19 protein-coding genes and 1 tRNA gene are annotated in these 14,475 nt (G+C 53.4%); 9 read left to right on the top strand and 11 right to left on the bottom strand.

The window, feature by feature from the left end:
* Nucleotides 1-6: 6 nt before the first annotated feature.
* From rpmI to ACK4FF_RS05635, 7 genes are all read left to right on the top strand, one after another.
* Nucleotides 7-204, top strand: coding sequence for a 50S ribosomal protein L35 (gene rpmI, locus ACK4FF_RS05665; protein WP_409705721.1), 198 nt, complete (start codon nt 7-9; stop codon nt 202-204).
* A gap of 16 nt (nt 205-220) precedes the next feature.
* Nucleotides 221-577: a 50S ribosomal protein L20 gene (rplT, locus tag ACK4FF_RS05660; protein ID WP_409705718.1), complete on the top strand. Its 357-nt coding sequence runs from the start codon at nt 221-223 to the stop codon at nt 575-577.
* Between the two features lie 149 nt (nt 578-726).
* Nucleotides 727-1,728, top strand: a complete 1,002-nt coding sequence (gene pheS / locus ACK4FF_RS05655; protein ID WP_409705715.1) for a phenylalanine--tRNA ligase subunit alpha — start codon at nt 727-729, stop codon at nt 1,726-1,728.
* Between the two features lie 20 nt (nt 1,729-1,748).
* Nucleotides 1,749-4,181 carry a phenylalanine--tRNA ligase subunit beta gene (pheT, locus tag ACK4FF_RS05650; RefSeq protein ID WP_409705712.1) on the top strand — a complete coding sequence of 811 codons (2,433 nt, stop codon included), beginning with the start codon at nt 1,749-1,751 and terminating at the stop codon, nt 4,179-4,181.
* 7 nt (nt 4,182-4,188) lie between these two features.
* Nucleotides 4,189-4,587: an integration host factor subunit alpha gene (locus ACK4FF_RS05645; protein WP_409706588.1), complete on the top strand. Its 399-nt coding sequence runs from the start codon at nt 4,189-4,191 to the stop codon at nt 4,585-4,587.
* A 37-nt stretch (nt 4,588-4,624) separates the two neighbouring features.
* Entirely contained in the window at nt 4,625-5,008 is a 384-nt protein-coding gene (locus tag ACK4FF_RS05640; RefSeq protein ID WP_409705709.1) for a MerR family transcriptional regulator, read from the top strand.
* A 28-nt stretch (nt 5,009-5,036) separates the two neighbouring features.
* Nucleotides 5,037-5,113 (top strand) — tRNA-Pro (locus tag ACK4FF_RS05635).
* Between the two features lie 80 nt (nt 5,114-5,193).
* Here ACK4FF_RS05635 and ACK4FF_RS05630 read toward each other — a convergent pair.
* From ACK4FF_RS05630 to ACK4FF_RS05590, 9 genes are all read right to left on the bottom strand, one after another.
* The gene (locus ACK4FF_RS05630) at nt 5,194-6,054 is read right to left on the bottom strand and encodes a tyrosine-type recombinase/integrase (protein ID WP_409705706.1); all 861 of its coding nucleotides are present in this window, start codon (nt 6,052-6,054) and stop codon (nt 5,194-5,196) included.
* 254 nt (nt 6,055-6,308) lie between these two features.
* Nucleotides 6,309-6,545, bottom strand: a complete 237-nt coding sequence (locus ACK4FF_RS05625; RefSeq protein ID WP_409705702.1) for a DUF4224 domain-containing protein — start codon at nt 6,543-6,545, stop codon at nt 6,309-6,311.
* Nucleotides 6,542-7,852 carry an RNA-directed DNA polymerase gene (locus ACK4FF_RS05620; RefSeq protein WP_409705699.1) on the bottom strand — a complete coding sequence of 437 codons (1,311 nt, stop codon included), beginning with the start codon at nt 7,850-7,852 and terminating at the stop codon, nt 6,542-6,544. The genes ACK4FF_RS05625 and ACK4FF_RS05620 overlap by 4 nt, the downstream gene beginning before the upstream one ends.
* A gap of 85 nt (nt 7,853-7,937) precedes the next feature.
* A complete protein-coding gene (locus ACK4FF_RS05615) occupies nt 7,938-8,279 on the bottom strand; it encodes a four helix bundle protein (RefSeq protein WP_409705696.1) in 342 nt (113 codons plus the stop codon).
* A gap of 25 nt (nt 8,280-8,304) precedes the next feature.
* Nucleotides 8,305-8,892: a DUF1566 domain-containing protein gene (locus ACK4FF_RS05610; RefSeq protein ID WP_409705693.1), complete on the bottom strand. Its 588-nt coding sequence runs from the start codon at nt 8,890-8,892 to the stop codon at nt 8,305-8,307.
* Nucleotides 8,893-8,918: 26 nt separating this feature from the next.
* Nucleotides 8,919-9,530 carry a hypothetical protein gene (locus tag ACK4FF_RS05605; RefSeq protein WP_409705690.1) on the bottom strand — a complete coding sequence of 204 codons (612 nt, stop codon included), beginning with the start codon at nt 9,528-9,530 and terminating at the stop codon, nt 8,919-8,921.
* Nucleotides 9,531-9,591: 61 nt separating this feature from the next.
* Nucleotides 9,592-10,329 carry a DNA translocase FtsK gene (locus tag ACK4FF_RS05600; RefSeq protein WP_409705687.1) on the bottom strand — a complete coding sequence of 246 codons (738 nt, stop codon included), beginning with the start codon at nt 10,327-10,329 and terminating at the stop codon, nt 9,592-9,594.
* Complete coding sequence (locus tag ACK4FF_RS05595; RefSeq protein ID WP_409705684.1) at nt 10,326-10,619, bottom strand: hypothetical protein; 294 nt, start codon at nt 10,617-10,619, stop codon at nt 10,326-10,328. Before ACK4FF_RS05595 ends, ACK4FF_RS05600 begins: the two co-directional genes overlap by 4 nt.
* A 285-nt stretch (nt 10,620-10,904) precedes the next feature.
* A complete protein-coding gene (locus tag ACK4FF_RS05590) occupies nt 10,905-11,246 on the bottom strand; it encodes a hypothetical protein (RefSeq protein WP_409705681.1) in 342 nt (113 codons plus the stop codon).
* A gap of 130 nt (nt 11,247-11,376) precedes the next feature.
* Between ACK4FF_RS05590 and ACK4FF_RS05585 the strand changes: the two genes are divergently transcribed.
* Entirely contained in the window at nt 11,377-11,601 is a 225-nt protein-coding gene (locus ACK4FF_RS05585; RefSeq protein WP_409705678.1) for a hypothetical protein, read from the top strand.
* 9 nt (nt 11,602-11,610) lie between these two features.
* Nucleotides 11,611-12,150 (top strand): GNAT family N-acetyltransferase, encoded by a 540-nt coding sequence (locus ACK4FF_RS05580; RefSeq protein WP_409705675.1) that lies wholly within the window; start codon nt 11,611-11,613, stop codon nt 12,148-12,150.
* Here ACK4FF_RS05580 and ACK4FF_RS05575 read toward each other — a convergent pair.
* Both ACK4FF_RS05575 and ACK4FF_RS05570 read right to left on the bottom strand, forming a co-directional pair.
* A complete protein-coding gene (locus tag ACK4FF_RS05575) occupies nt 12,147-13,022 on the bottom strand; it encodes a DNA adenine methylase (RefSeq protein WP_409705672.1) in 876 nt (291 codons plus the stop codon). The genes ACK4FF_RS05580 and ACK4FF_RS05575 overlap by 4 nt on opposite strands.
* Nucleotides 13,023-13,060: 38 nt before the next feature.
* Nucleotides 13,061-14,428 carry a hypothetical protein gene (locus ACK4FF_RS05570; protein WP_409705669.1) on the bottom strand — a complete coding sequence of 456 codons (1,368 nt, stop codon included), beginning with the start codon at nt 14,426-14,428 and terminating at the stop codon, nt 13,061-13,063.
* Nucleotides 14,429-14,475: the final 47 nt, after the last annotated feature.

Raw genomic sequence — 14,475 nt, 5'->3', positions numbered from 1 at the left:
ACCCAGATGCCCAAGATGAAGACCAAAAAGAGCGCTTCCAAGCGTTTCTTGGTCCGCTCAAGCGGATCGATCAAGCGTGGCCACGCGTTCAAGCGCCACATTCTGACCAAGAAGACCACCAAGAGCAAACGTCAGCTCCGTGGTATGCAAACCGTGCATGCTTCCGATATCGGACGCATTCGCGACATGATGCCCTACGCATAATTGGAAGGAGTGAAACATGCCTCGCGTTAAACGTGGTGTAACGGCCCGCGCCCGTCACAAAAAAGTCATCGACCAAGCCAAAGGCTTCCGTGGTCGCCGCAACAATGTATTCCGTATCGCCAAACAGGCGGTGATGCGTGCTGGTCAATATGCATACCGTGACCGCCGCAACAAGAAGCGCGTATTCCGCGCTCTGTGGATCACCCGTATCAACGCCGCAGTGCGTGAACACGGCATGACCTACAGCGTGTTCATCAACGGCCTGAAAAAGGCCGCCATCGGTCTGGACCGTAAGGTACTGGCTGACTTGGCCGTGACTGACAAGGCTGCTTTCGCTGCCATCGTGGGTCAGGTTCGCGCTGCTCAAGGCTGATTGGAACAGCCAAACTGCACCCGGCTGAATAAGCCGGTGTAAGTTGTTCAAAAACCAGATGAAAACGGGGCTTTCGGGCCCCGTTTTCTTTTCTGCGCCAGTACAATTCAGGGTTCTGTTTCAAGCCAACCTTCACGCTCAAATACACCATGGATGCATCGCTTACCGCGCTCCTCACTGAGGCGCAAACAGCCATGTCGGCGGCCACCGATTCCGCCAGCCTGGAAAACATCAAAGCTCAGTTCCTGGGCAAGCAAGGCAAGGTGACTGAGCTGCTCAAAGGCATGGCCGCGCTGACACCCGAAGAAAAGAAAACCCGTGGTGCGGAAATTAACCAGCTTAAGCAGCAGGTTGAGGCGGTGCTGAACGGCAAGCGCGAGGAACTGGCCAATGCTGCACTGAATGCAAAGCTGGCTGCTCAGGCCGTGGATGTGACCATGCCTGGCCGCCAGCGCGGCCCCGGTGGCCTGCACCCCGCCATGCGCACACTGGAACGCATCGAAACCATCTTCGCCTCTGTCGGGTTTGACTTGGCTGACGGCCCTGAAATCGAAACCGATTTTCACAACTTCACAGCCTTGAACACCCCGGACAACCACCCGGCGCGTTCCATGCACGACACCTTCTATGTGGAAGGCGGCAACCTGCTGCGCACACACACCTCGCCTATGCAGGTGCGCTACATGCAAACCAACAAACCGCCCATCCGCATCATTGCGCCGGGCCGGGTTTACCGTGTGGACAGCGACGCCACCCACTCGCCCATGTTCCATCAGGTGGAAGGCCTGTGGATCGACGAAGGGGTGAGTTTTGCTGACCTGAAAGCCGTGTTCATGGATTTCCTGAAAACGTTCTTTGAAACCGATGACCTCACCATCCGTTTCCGGCCCTCGTTCTTCCCGTTTACGGAACCCTCCGCTGAAATTGACATGGCCTTCACCAGCGGCCCCAACAAGGGCAAGTGGCTGGAAATTGCAGGGGCAGGCCAGGTGCACCCCAACGTGCTGCGCCATGTGGGCATTGACCCCGAGCAGTACACCGGCTTTGCGTTTGGCGTTGGCCCCGACCGGCTAACCATGCTGCGTTATGGCATCAATGACCTGCGCCTGTTCTACGAAAACGACATCCGTTTTCTGCAGCAATTCAATTAATTTTTGAGTAGATACCCACCATGCAATTCACGGAATCTTGGTTGAAATCCTTGGTGAATACTGACCTTCAAACCCATGACCTTGGTGAAAAGCTCACCATGGCTGGGTTGGAGGTTGAAGAACTTGAGCCGCTTGCACCCGAGTTTTCGGGTGTGGTGGTGGGCCGAGTCATCAAGAAGGACAAACACCCGAATGCGGACCGCTTGAGCGTGTGTCAGGTTGAGGTGGGCCCCGGCGATGTACGTCAAATCGTGTGTGGCGCACCCAATGTGGCTGAAGGTTTGAATGTGCCTTGTGCTTTGCCAGGCGCGGTATTGCCCGGTGACTTCAAGATCAAGCCCACCACCATGCGCGGCGTGGACAGTGGCGGGATGCTGTGTTCCGGCAAAGAGCTGGGTGTGCCCAGCGACGTCGATGGCCTGCTGGTGCTGAACGCGGAGTTTCCGGTGGGTGGCAATGTGCGGGAATTGTTGGGTTTGAATGAAATGAAGTTCACGCTCAAGATGACCCCGAACCGGGCTGATTGCTTGAGCGTGTGGGGCGTGGCGCGCGAGGTGGCCGCACTCACCGGTGCAAGCCTGAACCCACCGTCTTTTGAGGCGGTGCCTGCTGTGACCAGCAGCACCTTGCCGGTCACCATCGAAGCGCCCGACTTGTGTGGCCGTTTTGTGGGCCGTGTGATTGAGGGCGTCAACAACACCGCAAGTACTCCGCAGTGGATGGTTGAGCGGCTCGAGGCCGCAGGCCAGCGCAGCTTGAATGCACTGGTGGACATTTCCAACTACGTGATGCTCGAACTGGGGCGCCCCAGCCATGTGTTCGACTTGGACAAGGTTCAGGGTGGCCTGACAGTGCGTTGGGCCCGTGAGGGCGAAAGCCTGAAGTTGCTTAACGACACCACAGTGGCCTTGAAGCCCCACATGGGCGTGATTGCTGACGACGATGGCCCAGAGGCGCTGGCCGGCATCATGGGGGGCGACCACACGGCTGTGAATGAACAAACCAAACGCATTTTTGTGGAAGCGGCCTTTTGGCACCCCGATGCCATTGTGGGCCGGGCTCGCGAACTGAATTTTTCGTCGGAAGCGTCTCACCGCTTTGAGCGTGGCGTGGATTTCGACAACATCGAAGCCCACCTTGAACGCATTACCGCGCTGATTCTTGAGGTGTGCGGTGGCAAGCCCGGTCCGGTTCAGGCTCAAACCGTGAGCCTGCCAGAGCGCAAGCCGGTTACCCTGAGGCATGCACGCGCCGAACGTGTGATTGGTATGCCCTTTACCCAAGCCCAGGTGGAGACTGTGTTTCACCAGTTGGGTTTCAAGTTTGAGGTGCAGGGGCAGGGCGATGCACTGTCGTATGTGGTGAGCCCCCCTTCTTACCGTTTCGACATTGCCATTGAAGAAGATTTGATTGAAGAGGTGATACGCGTGGTGGGTTACGAAAGCCTGCCCCTGCGTCCGCCTGTGGGCAAAATCAAGATGTTGCCCGCGCCGGAAGCCAAGCGCACCCGCCATGCGGTTCGACGCCAGGTGGCCGCCTTGGGCTATCAGGAAGTGGTCAGCTACAGCTTCACGCCAGAGCAGTGGGAAGCCGATTTCAATGCGAATGCAAACCCTGTCAAGCTGATCAACCCGATTGCCAGCCACTTGAGTGTGATGCGCTCCACCCTGATTGGCAGCCTCACCGGCGTGCTCAAGCACAACCTTGGGCATCGGGTGGACCGTTTGCGGGTGTTCGAAGTGGCCCGAGTGTTTGAGCGCAATGCCAAGGTGGGCGATGGCCCGCAGACTGTTGCCGGTTTCATGCAAACCTGGAAGCTTGGCGGTTTGGCCTATGGCTTGGCGGACACCCTTCAGTGGGGCGCGCAAAACAACCGTCCTCTGGATTTCTTCGATGTGAAAGGCGACCTTGAACAACTGTTGGCTGGCAAAGCGGTGGACTTCAAGCCGTTTCCTGCTGACGCCCAACACATTGCCTTGCACCCTGGCCGCAGTGCGCAGGTGTGGGTGAACAACAAGGTGATTGGTTTTGTGGGGGAGTTACACCCCCGTCTGGCCCAGTCCAGTGAATTGCCTGAGGCACCCGTGGTGTTTGAGTTGGCCTTGGATGCCCTTTTGGGCAGCAAGTTGCCGGCTTATCGCGACATCTCCAAACAACCTGCCGTCATTCGCGACCTGGCGTTTGTGGTGGAGCAGGGCGTGGCAGCAGGCACCCTGAAAAAAGCACTAACGGATGCAAAGATCAGCAACCCCGAGTGGTTGAAATCGGTTATTCTGTTTGATGAATTTGTGCCCAAGGAAGAAGGTAAAGGGTTGAAAGCAAATGAAAAAAGTTTGGCTTTCAGGCTCACCTTGCAAGCCATGGACCGCAGCCTGACCGACGCTGATCTCGAACCCTGTCTGAAAGCGATGATTGAGCAAGCCGAGCAGCGTTGCGCGGCTCGTTTGCGTTGAACTGAGTATGGAAAGGAATTCTTCTGTGGAACAAGTTGTGTTGAATGATGACCGTAACAGCGAGTCCTTTGTTGTGAATAATGCGCGTGATGAACGTCAGGATCTGATCGAGGACGGACTGGCTTCCGGCTCCCTGACCAAGGCCGAACTGGCCGAAATGCTTTTCGACAGCCTTGGCCTGAACAAACGTGAGGCCAAAGACTTCGTGGACGCTTTCTTTGATGAAATCCGTACCACGCTCGAAGGCGGTGTGTCGGTCAAGTTGTCCGGCTTTGGCAATTTCCAATTGCGTGACAAACCCCAGCGGCCAGGTCGCAACCCTAAAACAGGGGAGGAAATTCCCATTGCTGCACGCAGAGTGGTAACCTTCCATCCCAGCCAAAAGTTGAAGGCTTTGGTTGAATAATCGTTCCGACTGCATTGAACCGCCGCACCATTTGCCCATGCAAAAACCCACTGATCACGCCAAGGTTGCCCCCACAGCCAGCTTGCCACCCATCCCGGCCAAGCGTTATTTCACCATTGGTGAGGTCAGTGATTTGTGTGGGGTGAAAACCCACGTGTTGCGGTACTGGGAACAGGAATTCACCCAGCTCAAGACGATCACTCGGCGCGGTAACCGTCGGTATTATCAGCACCATGAGGTGCTGTTCATCCGTCGCATTCGCGAACTGCTGTACGAGCACGGTTTTACCATCAACGGTGCCCGAAACCGCCTTGACCAAGAAAAGAACGGACCGGCCAACGACAAGCCTTTGCCCGTGCTGATCGACCGCGAGGTTTTGAAAGAACAATTGCTGAATTTGCGCGCCGCGCTTCAAGATTAAGCGAAACCTGTATATAATCTCGCTTCTTCGGAATGTAGCGCAGCCTGGTAGCGCACTTGCATGGGGTGCAAGGGGTCGGAGGTTCGAATCCTCTCATTCCGACCAATAAAATCAAGGGCTTAGGTGTAACAACCTAGGCCCTTTTTGCTTTGAAGTTAGCCGAACGGCTAATACTCTGCAAAAAATCACCTTTTTGGTAGCGCCAAATTCACCGCGCTGACCGGCACTTCACGGCTGCGAACATACCCTCTAGTGGTGCTTTGGTCGGTGTGGGCCAGCGCAACCTGAATCTCTTGCACCGAGTAGCCTTGGTCTTTGGCGTCGGTTGCCGCTTTAGCTCGCACATCCTTCAAAGTCACACCTGAAATCCCTGCACGCTCTTTGGCTCGATCAAACGCACTTCCGATGCCGTGGGCTGTGTATGGTTGACCATGCTCGGTGTGAATTACATACATGCTGCGCATTTTTCCAGCCGATTTTGCTCGATCCAAAACTTCTTGAAGCGCACTGGTCATGGGGATCATCACTTTAATACCACTGCTTTTTTCTGTTTTTGATGGCTTGAAGGTTATGCCTTCTGGTGTCACTTGGTCCCATCGAAGCAGTCTGACCTCGGTTCCGCGCTGGTAGAGCAGGTAAAGCAAGTCCATGTAGCATTGAACCATCGGGCCTGAGCGGGTGGGGCGCTTGTCTTTGCCCACGAGCAAAGCGTCCCGAATTTTGTGATATTGCTCATGAGTTATGTAAACATCGCGGTCCGCCGGTTTTTCAACGCTGACCTCGCGCGCGGGGTTGATGTTGCAAATACCCCGCCGATTTGCCCAAGCGTAGAACTTTGTGATGTGCCCCTTGTATGACTGAGCTGACCTTCTGCCTTCCCATTGATCCACAAATTCGGCGACGTCTGACGGCTGGACCTCATCAACGTCAAAGTCTGCAAATGCATCCTCAATTTTCTTGAGAACTGATGCTAGTCCTTTAGTGCCATCGTCCCAAATTTTCGCTCTGGCAGGGTCTTTGGGGGCATCGTTGGTGCGTTTGATCATGATTGTAGTGCGCCATTTGTCAAACCAGATCGGGAAGTTACCTCGACCGCCAGCGGGCTTGATGTGCCCAAGTAACTCAGCCAGTTTGTTTCGGGCTTGAAGTTCGCCTGCGCTTTCTGGGCAAAGTATTACCCACCGCGTCGTTCTGCCCGTTGCAGCGTTGAAAATCGGTTCTGGAGCGAAGTACTGATACTTCCCCCTACGCACATAAATCCGAGAGCCAGAAAGCGAACGGCCTTTTTCTCTTCGTCGGTTCATGATGATTTAGCCAACAACCTTACCTTTGGGTGCTCCCGGGCTGCGGGATTGGCGGGTAACTGTAGAACGCCCAAGCGCTTTTTGACAAGGTCTTCGTAAGCCGCCTCGGTTATGATTGGGCCCAGCCTGTCGCGGGGGACATCAACGCCCAAGTATTCTTTAAACCATCGTGCCTGAGCAGACTGACGGATGCGGCCCGTTGCTTCATAAAGTTTTTGCGGCGATAGTCTCATTTTGGCTTCCTCTCAAAAGCTTTGGTAAGTCCGCCATCAACAGCATGGCCATGCTTCAGTGCAACCTTGGCCAGCCTGCTGCGAACGTGATGGCTCTTGCTGGCTTGGCGCATCAGTCCAAAGTAACTGTTGACTGTTGCGCGCCGATCCTCAGGCGCAACCCTCTGTACTCGATCAAAAGCCACGTTCACAGTGCGCTTGCGGGTGGTCCGGTGCCATGGCCTTATCACTTGGCCAACAAAGTCGATACCGCGCTCTATGGGCTGCAAAATGGTTTTACTAGGGTTCAATCTGGCTTGCAGGCGTTCGGCCAAAAACCATTCAATCTTTGTCTTTGCGGCATTGAGCCACTGGGCGCTTTCATGCAACAGCACGAAGTCGTCCACGTACCGGGTGTAATGCTTGGCACCTATCTGGTGTTTCACGAACTGGTCCAGTTCGTTCAGGTACACATTGGCAAAAAACTGGCTGGATAGGTTGCCAATGGGCAGGCCGTGGATTTTGTCCTGGTTGCCCAGGCGTTTGTGCTTCGGTACCAGCCCCGCCGTCTTTGGGTTTGCGTGGTTGCGCGCATCGATGCGTGGGTCGTTCAGTAGCACTTCAATGGTCAGCCAGTGCCACCATAGGTCAGTCACTTTCGCTTCCAGCAGTTGCATCAGAATGGCTTTGTTGATCGTTACAAAGAAGTTGGCCAAGTCGCACTTGAGGTAGAACGCGGGCTTGCTCCAGTTCTCGGTGATTGATCGCACTTTGGCTTCAAGGCGCATTGCGCCATACAGTGTCCCCCTGCCTTTGATGCACGCGCATGAGTCGGCAACGAAGCTTCGCTCAAAGCGCGGACCAATGCGTCGGTACAGAAGGTGATGGACAATCCGGTCTTCAAATTCAGCGGCCCAAACCTCGCGCGGCTTGGGGCGGGTGATCACAAAACAAATCGAGCGACCTGGTGTGTACGTGCGGTTGATCAGCGACGCATGAAGTGCACACAGGTTGCGCTCAAGGTTGGCTTCAAAGGCCAGCGCAGTGTCGCTGTTGCGCTTGCCCTTTCTGCATTCAAAATACGCCTCGACCAATTCCCGGAACGAGGGCGGGTCTTCCGTTTGTTTTGAGCTGCGGACCGCACGGGCGCGGTTGTTGTTGTTCTTCCAGTTGTTGTTCTGGTTTCCATTGTTGAAGTTCTGGATCCAGGCATATGCCTCGCGTGCAGACTGGTTCCTGCTATCTACGTCGCCGCCTCGATCCGTGATCAAGGCGGAAACTGCACCAGACCTTCCCCGGTTGGTGTGGGCGGTTTCTGTGCTGTGCATGGCGGTGCCCTGGTGGGGCAGCGGCAAGACCAGATCAATCAAAGTCGCACTGTCAAAAGGGCCGTGACCCTCGAGCGTCTGGCGTTCAAACGGATGCTTTGCGCCAGCCATTGGCCTGCCTCCCGATTTGGTTGGTCAGGTCAATTGCCTTTGCATACTGGCCGGTTGAGATGAACCTCTTGTCTTTGGACACTCGGAGCAGCAGCTCAGTCACTTGCAAGCGTTCAATCAACTCGCCCAAGTATTGGGCTTTGTGAGTGGCCACGTTGGCCCGAAATATCAGCACCATCAATTCAACACACTCAAGCTGAATCTTGGCCCCAATCGAGGCCTTAAAGTCGCGCGGCATGTTTTTGACGATATCGGTGACCTCAACCAGTAGGTCGTAGGTCACCTTGTAAATCGGAAGGTTTGTGTGAAGTGCCATGGCCAGCTACAAAATGATTAAAGGGTTAAATGACTAACAATCTGCGGACCGCACGGGCGCGGTCGTTGCCGTTCTTCCAGGAGCTGCTCTGGACCCCACTGTAGAAGGTCTGGAGCCAGGCATATGCCTCGCTGTATTGAGTGCTAGACCAGTACCATTCTTTCTTTAACAGCTCAGGCACATTGGCGTACATCAGGCTTAGTTCGCGGCGCGCAGGCAAGTAAAAGTCGTTAAACTTGCCAATAGCCAACTCGTGCGCCCATTGCGCTGCTGGGTGCTCAACTTCGCTATCAACTGCCAAAGCCAGTGTGTTTGCCTTGCCATCGAACTCGCTGCATGCGTTTTCTTCGTTCTTGCCTTTGCCACCCCATTCGATGCTTTCAACTTCTGCTGCCGGGTCGATGGGTACAATTAGAAAATAGTCTGGCTTGCTGTTTTCGCCGCGCATAAGGCCTGCAAGCACGCCACCCTGTTCGGCCCAATATTCGCCAATTTGAACTGGTCGCGGCGTGGTTGGAATTGATGGTGCTGTCAGTGGCATCACCTTCGATTGAAGTGGCACCTCAAAACTGTGACCATCGATCACCACTTGAATTTTTGGAATTGCTGACATGAATTACCCCAAAAAAAGAAAAATGATTAAATGGTCAAATCACTGACGTTGATCGTGCGGACCGCACGGGCGCGGAGGTGGTAGCCCTTCCAGGCGTCGTTCTGGTAGCCACTGGTGAAGTACTGGATCCAGGCAGATGCAGCGCCAACCTGTGTTGATGTCCAATACCAGGTGGTGTCAAAAGCCTCTTCCCCGCCTTCTTTAAACTCAGCCAATTCGCACTGCTTTGGGCTCTCGTTCGTGTACAGGTTTTGCGGTGGTGCGCTGCTTATGTTCACGCCGGAGTAGGGCGAATTTGCATATTCCGTGGGTTTGAATGCGCGGTAGATGATTTCGAGTTGGTCGCGCGATGGAATATGCCAATCGGTGAAGCCACCAATGTTCAATGCTTTCGCCCAATTACCCAGGGCGCTACCAGCTGCAATCATGTCGAGCGTGTTTTTTTGACCATCCACCGGGCATGCTGCGCCTTCGATGCGCTCATCTGATTCAGCCGACTTGCCTTTGTATTCCCCGGTTGCTTTGGGTGCAACGATAATGCCCTTGGTTTGACTGTTGATGTTGACCAGGCCTGCAAAGAAGCCGCCAAGTACGGCTGTGCCAACTGCTGGAATTGTTTGTTCGGTGTGTGTGTTCATTGAAAATCCTTAGGTTAAATTTGTTGTTGGTTGGAAAATCGTCTTTCTTGATCGTTCAGTGTCATGCTGCCACCACGCTCACCAGCCTCCGGAAACCGCGCTCATCCGGGGCTGTAACAACACCGTTGATCTGCATGAAGTCCAGCAGAGCGCGAGCTTTGTCAGATCCGATCTGAAGGCTGCGCTGCAGAAAGCTGACGGATGGGCGGTTGTTGCTGGTCACCAGCTGGACCGCTTCTTCGTAGAGGTGGCTGATTTCTGGCTCGGTGGTGGTTGTTGTAATGGGCTCAGCCGTTGAGCTCGCTGTGGCATCTTGCGCGGGGCCTTCGCCGTTAACTGCCGGTGTTTCAGGCATACCCTCGCCATCACTGTTGGGCTTGTATTCATGGCCAAGCGCAAGGCCGCGTTGATCGTTCTCGCCCTCGATCTCGAAAATTCCTTTCAGTTCTTCACCGGGGTGCGCCACCACTAGTGCCACAGCTTCGCCCTGGCGTTCGAATATCTCTGCAAGGCCTGGGGCGTTCTTGCCTACGCGAATACTTGCCCGCACACCCTCTTTGATGGTGATTTGTTCCAGCGTACCAATTACGTGCATACGCTTCTTGGCGGCGATCAGTTCCACGGCTTGCTTAACTGCGTCCTGCACGCCGCAGCGGATGGCGTCGATTGTGCTGTCTTGCTGGTGCTTGCTCATCTGCTGCCAAGGCTTTTTCAAGTCCTGAGCGTGTTGTATAAACAGCTGCATGAGGGATACGCCAACCGAGTCGATGGTCATCTCTTTAAGTGTTTGGTCTTTCAAGTTTTGCTCCTGGTGGTGCGGGCTTGGCCCAGTCGAAAAATGAGGCGCTTGATGCGCTGGAAGAGAAGCATGCTCGTGACGATGCCGAAGGGTCCGCCCAGGATGTACGCGGCGATTTCAACGCCGCTGGCATCCGGTGCCAGCTTAAGTAAGACTAGGTTGCAGGTTCCGATTGCCAGTGAGTTTGCAAATGCCATGACGTGGTGTCCGTTGTTGACGAATTGACTCTGAAGGCCTAGGGCCATCACGAGTGCAAAGGTGGACAGAAATAGGGCGGCTGAGGTGTTCATGGCGCATGGCTCGCCAGTCGTTCGCCGCAGGCGCTTTTCACCGCCACCTGCCGCTTTTGATCTATCTCCTGTAATCGGTGGTTGACAAGAAGTAACACCTCGTTTTTGTTAAATGAGCACAGTTCCCTGGCTTGCAGAGCATCTCGGTATCGGAATAGCAGCGTTTGAACAGTGGCCAGGGAGGGGGTTCGCGAACTGCTGAATCGCCCGATATTGCTAACAAAAAAGAGTTCATCCCTTGTGGCCCATGCGGTGTTGTTATTGGCTGACTTTTGTGAGGGCATATCAATATCCTTGTTGTTGTTGCTCTGGGTGGTGGTCCTCGGCTTGCGAGGTATCTGCCTGATGGGCGGCTGCTGCGAGTTGATCTTCGTAGTCCATTTGTCCCAGTAGTCCATTGCCGACTACGATTGCCAGCAGGGTCAGAATCACCCTCAATCGTGTTGGTTGCTTGCAGTAGGAAGAGGGCTTAAGCCAGTTTTCCAAGCTTGTGGCGAGCTCAACCCGATGGGAGCAGTGATTGGGTTTCATGCTGCCTCCGCTTTCGAATCGGGCGAATTGATGATTGTTGAATTGATGGGGTGGCTTGAGGGGGCTTTGTTGGGGTGATGTGTTGTTTTGAATCATCTTTGCCTCGAACTAATTTCGAGGCAATGTAGCACGGTGCTTATATTAAATCAATGCACAGTGCTTATATTTATCGCCTCTATGGAGTAGCGATAAATAAAAATAAGCAAAATCTTAAAATTCTAGTATCATGAAATTCCTGAAGTTAACTATTCCGTTCCAATACATGGCTGTGTTTAAGGTGGCTTCCAAGCCTGTTAGTTCTGAATACAAAATGACGCCTCAGCTTGATGCTGCAGGGTCTGCTCAGATCATGGACATGGTCAGACACAACAGGCCTTCGGTCGCCAAAGCGAAACGCCTGCAGTCACTTGCGCTGAAGGCGCGAAAGGCGCTGGCCAAACCAATCGCCTAAGTCCCAGGAATGTCTTTTCCTGGGCTGGTTCTCAAGAGTATTTCTGAAGTTGCGCCCGAGTTGTATGCGGGGTTTGATTGCCCGCGCCCGGAATTAGTTGACTTTCTTGTCAGATCGGCGCTGGATTACGAATTGGACCGGTTATCCAATACCTACCTAGCTTTTCGGGAAGGCATGCAGGAAGTGGTGGGTTACTACAGCCTGGCATCTGATGCGATCACCCTCAGTGAGTTCGAGGAGTTTGAATCCAGTGGTGGCTTGATCTCCCTGCGAGCTTGGCCTGCTGTAAAACTGACAAAGCTGGCCGTTGCTTCATCGTATCAACGTCAGGGCGTGGGTAGTGAGTTGATCGAATTCGCCGTGGGTATGGTTTATGACGCTCCCATGGCTTGCCGATTTATAACCACCGATGCAGTGAATGAGAGTGATGTAATTGCGTTCTATGAGGCGCGGGGATTTGTGCGCAGCATGCACGCTGAAAACCAGAATAAATCGAAGGTGAAAAGGCCAACTATCCTGATGTTCAAGGACATCATGGCCGAGGATTAAGCTGCTCTTCTTCCTCGGTGTCCAATCAATGCCTGGATCTCTTGTGGCAGTTTCAGTTGATCGCAAAATACCATGAGCTCCGTTCCCTTGCGCTTGGTCTGTGCTGAATAATTCAGGTCTGCCGTGATCGAACGGTGGTTGCCGTACAGCTGCCGAATTTCGTCTGCGTTGTCGTAAGTCACCATCCAGGGGCGTTCAAGCTTGTTGATTTCCTCGGCCAGCAGCTGGTGATTGCTGTGCTGGTAAAAGCTGGTGTAAAGCTCTTTGCCTTTTTTGTAGTAGGGCGGGTCAATGTTGATCAAGGCCTTTGTGCTTGTTGTGGGCACCACCTGCCTCAGAAAATCTACTGCGTCGAGCCGTGATAGATGAATTTCATCCTTGAAGTAGGCAATTCTGCGCACCTTGTTCAGAAGGTCTTCCTTGTTGAAGCGGCAATCCAGCAAATAGCTCCCTGCCTGGCTTTTGCCGCCGATCACACCACCCTTGATTATTCCGGACCGATTGGTGCGGTTAAGGAAGAGGGTGGCAAAACCGATTCTCAGAAAATGCCGCTCGCTTTTGCTGAACGCGATTTCGCGCTGTTTATGCCATTCCTCGATGGTGACTGGCGTTTTTTCGATCAGCTCGCACAATTCTTCACTTCGATTGATCACGGAATGCCAGAAAGCGTAGATGCCGCGGTCAATGTCATTGATGTAGATGTTGCTGACCATTCGGTGAATCAGAAGCTCCATGGCAATCCCGCAGCCGCCAGCAAATGGCTCAACGTAGTCACCATACACGAGCTTGTTTTCCTTCATCAATTTCTTGACCAAGGGAATCATCTGGCTCTTGCCGCCGGGGTATCGAAGGGGGGTCTGAGTGGTAGGCATGCGCACATGCTACAAAAAAAGTTGCCACTTGGCCATAACTATTTTTTGTCCGTGAGCAGTATTGGAATGATGTCCTCGATTTGTGTCCAGCCTGAGTTGATGTAACGCTTATTGGGTCTACCCATCGCGCCATGAACAATCCTGCCCATTTGATATGCGGACATTGTCATTTGCCTGTTTTGCGCCATATTTTTCAAATTCTCAATCCCTGGAAGTTTGTGTCCCAGCCCTTCCATGATAGTTGCGGCCTCATTCATTTTGGCTGATAGGTCGTCTTTTACTTTACCCTCGTGGGCGTTAATGAATTTCTTCAGCGCGCACTCAAGAAAGCCGCGAAATAATGCCACGGCAGACAGAGGGCATTCCTCGACATCAATCGATCGCATTTCATCGTAGATCAGCTTCAAGGAATCCGGCTTTACTCGAATTCTAAAATCATTCGGAACAATGTGTTTTCTATCCAAAGGGTTGCGGTTGTTGCGTGCCTGTTTGGCTGTTTGAGCTGTTACCTGTGTGGATACATTCTCGCCAGGTGCCGAACTAGGTTGCTCGGTCGGCTCAGTCTGCTTTTGGTTTGGCTTGGCGGCCAGTGGCTTAGATGCTTGATTTCGAACTGTTGGTGCCACACCTGATTCAAGTAATTCATTTGCATATGCATCGATCTGCGCCTTTTTCGACCGGGAGTTGACCCTTGGGTCCTGACCAATTGAATCCAGCAGGAAGTGTTTCAATGCTGCTTTAAAAAGGTTCTCTGGAACGGTGATTTCAGGCGGCTTCGCGTTGGTAAGCCCAAGCGCATTGCGCATAATTGGGTTGCTCACGTACCTAGTGATGGTGGTGACGGGTACCTGGTCAAGTTGGTCGTCAGTCAACAGCTCGTTGGTTGTTGCATATTCAATCAGGTATTTTGCCAGCCGATCTGGGCTGTCACGGGTGCCAAGCTCTTCGAGGTACCTGGCTTTTTGAACCGTGTCCCAGGCCTTAAGGCCTTTCCCGTCTTGAGAGCCCAAGTGCCGAAGGGGGATCCAGACGTTTGCAGATTCGCGATCCGGGAAGATTCGAACCTCGATTTTGGAAATCCTGGTGACCATTGAGGTCTTTAGTGTCTGAAATTTTTTGACCTGCTCGGATGTGCCAGCCAGCTCTGGCTTGTCGAGAAGTTTGAGCGCGCACACTCTCCGATTGCCCTCAGCGACAACGTATTTTCCACTTGCTTCAGCGGGAAAAACCCCAATGAAATCCAATGGGTTGGTCATGCCTTTTTTAGCGATGTCCTTGGCAAGCGGAAGTATTTTTTCGTCTTTCAGCAGTGCTTCAATGACTGCCTGTTCGTTTTCAAATGTTCCGATTCTGGGGTTGCTGAGGTCTAGGTTTAGCTTTTTAAGATCTAATAATTTAATAGTCACAGCCACTTCCTTTTTTCTTCTTTCTGTATGCCACCAGCTGGAAAATT

It is taken from the genome of Limnobacter sp., from assembly GCF_046297615.1.
In the GTDB taxonomy this organism is placed as follows: domain Bacteria; phylum Pseudomonadota; class Gammaproteobacteria; order Burkholderiales; family Burkholderiaceae_B; genus Limnobacter.
This window is presented reverse-complemented; position numbering and strand designations above follow the sequence as displayed.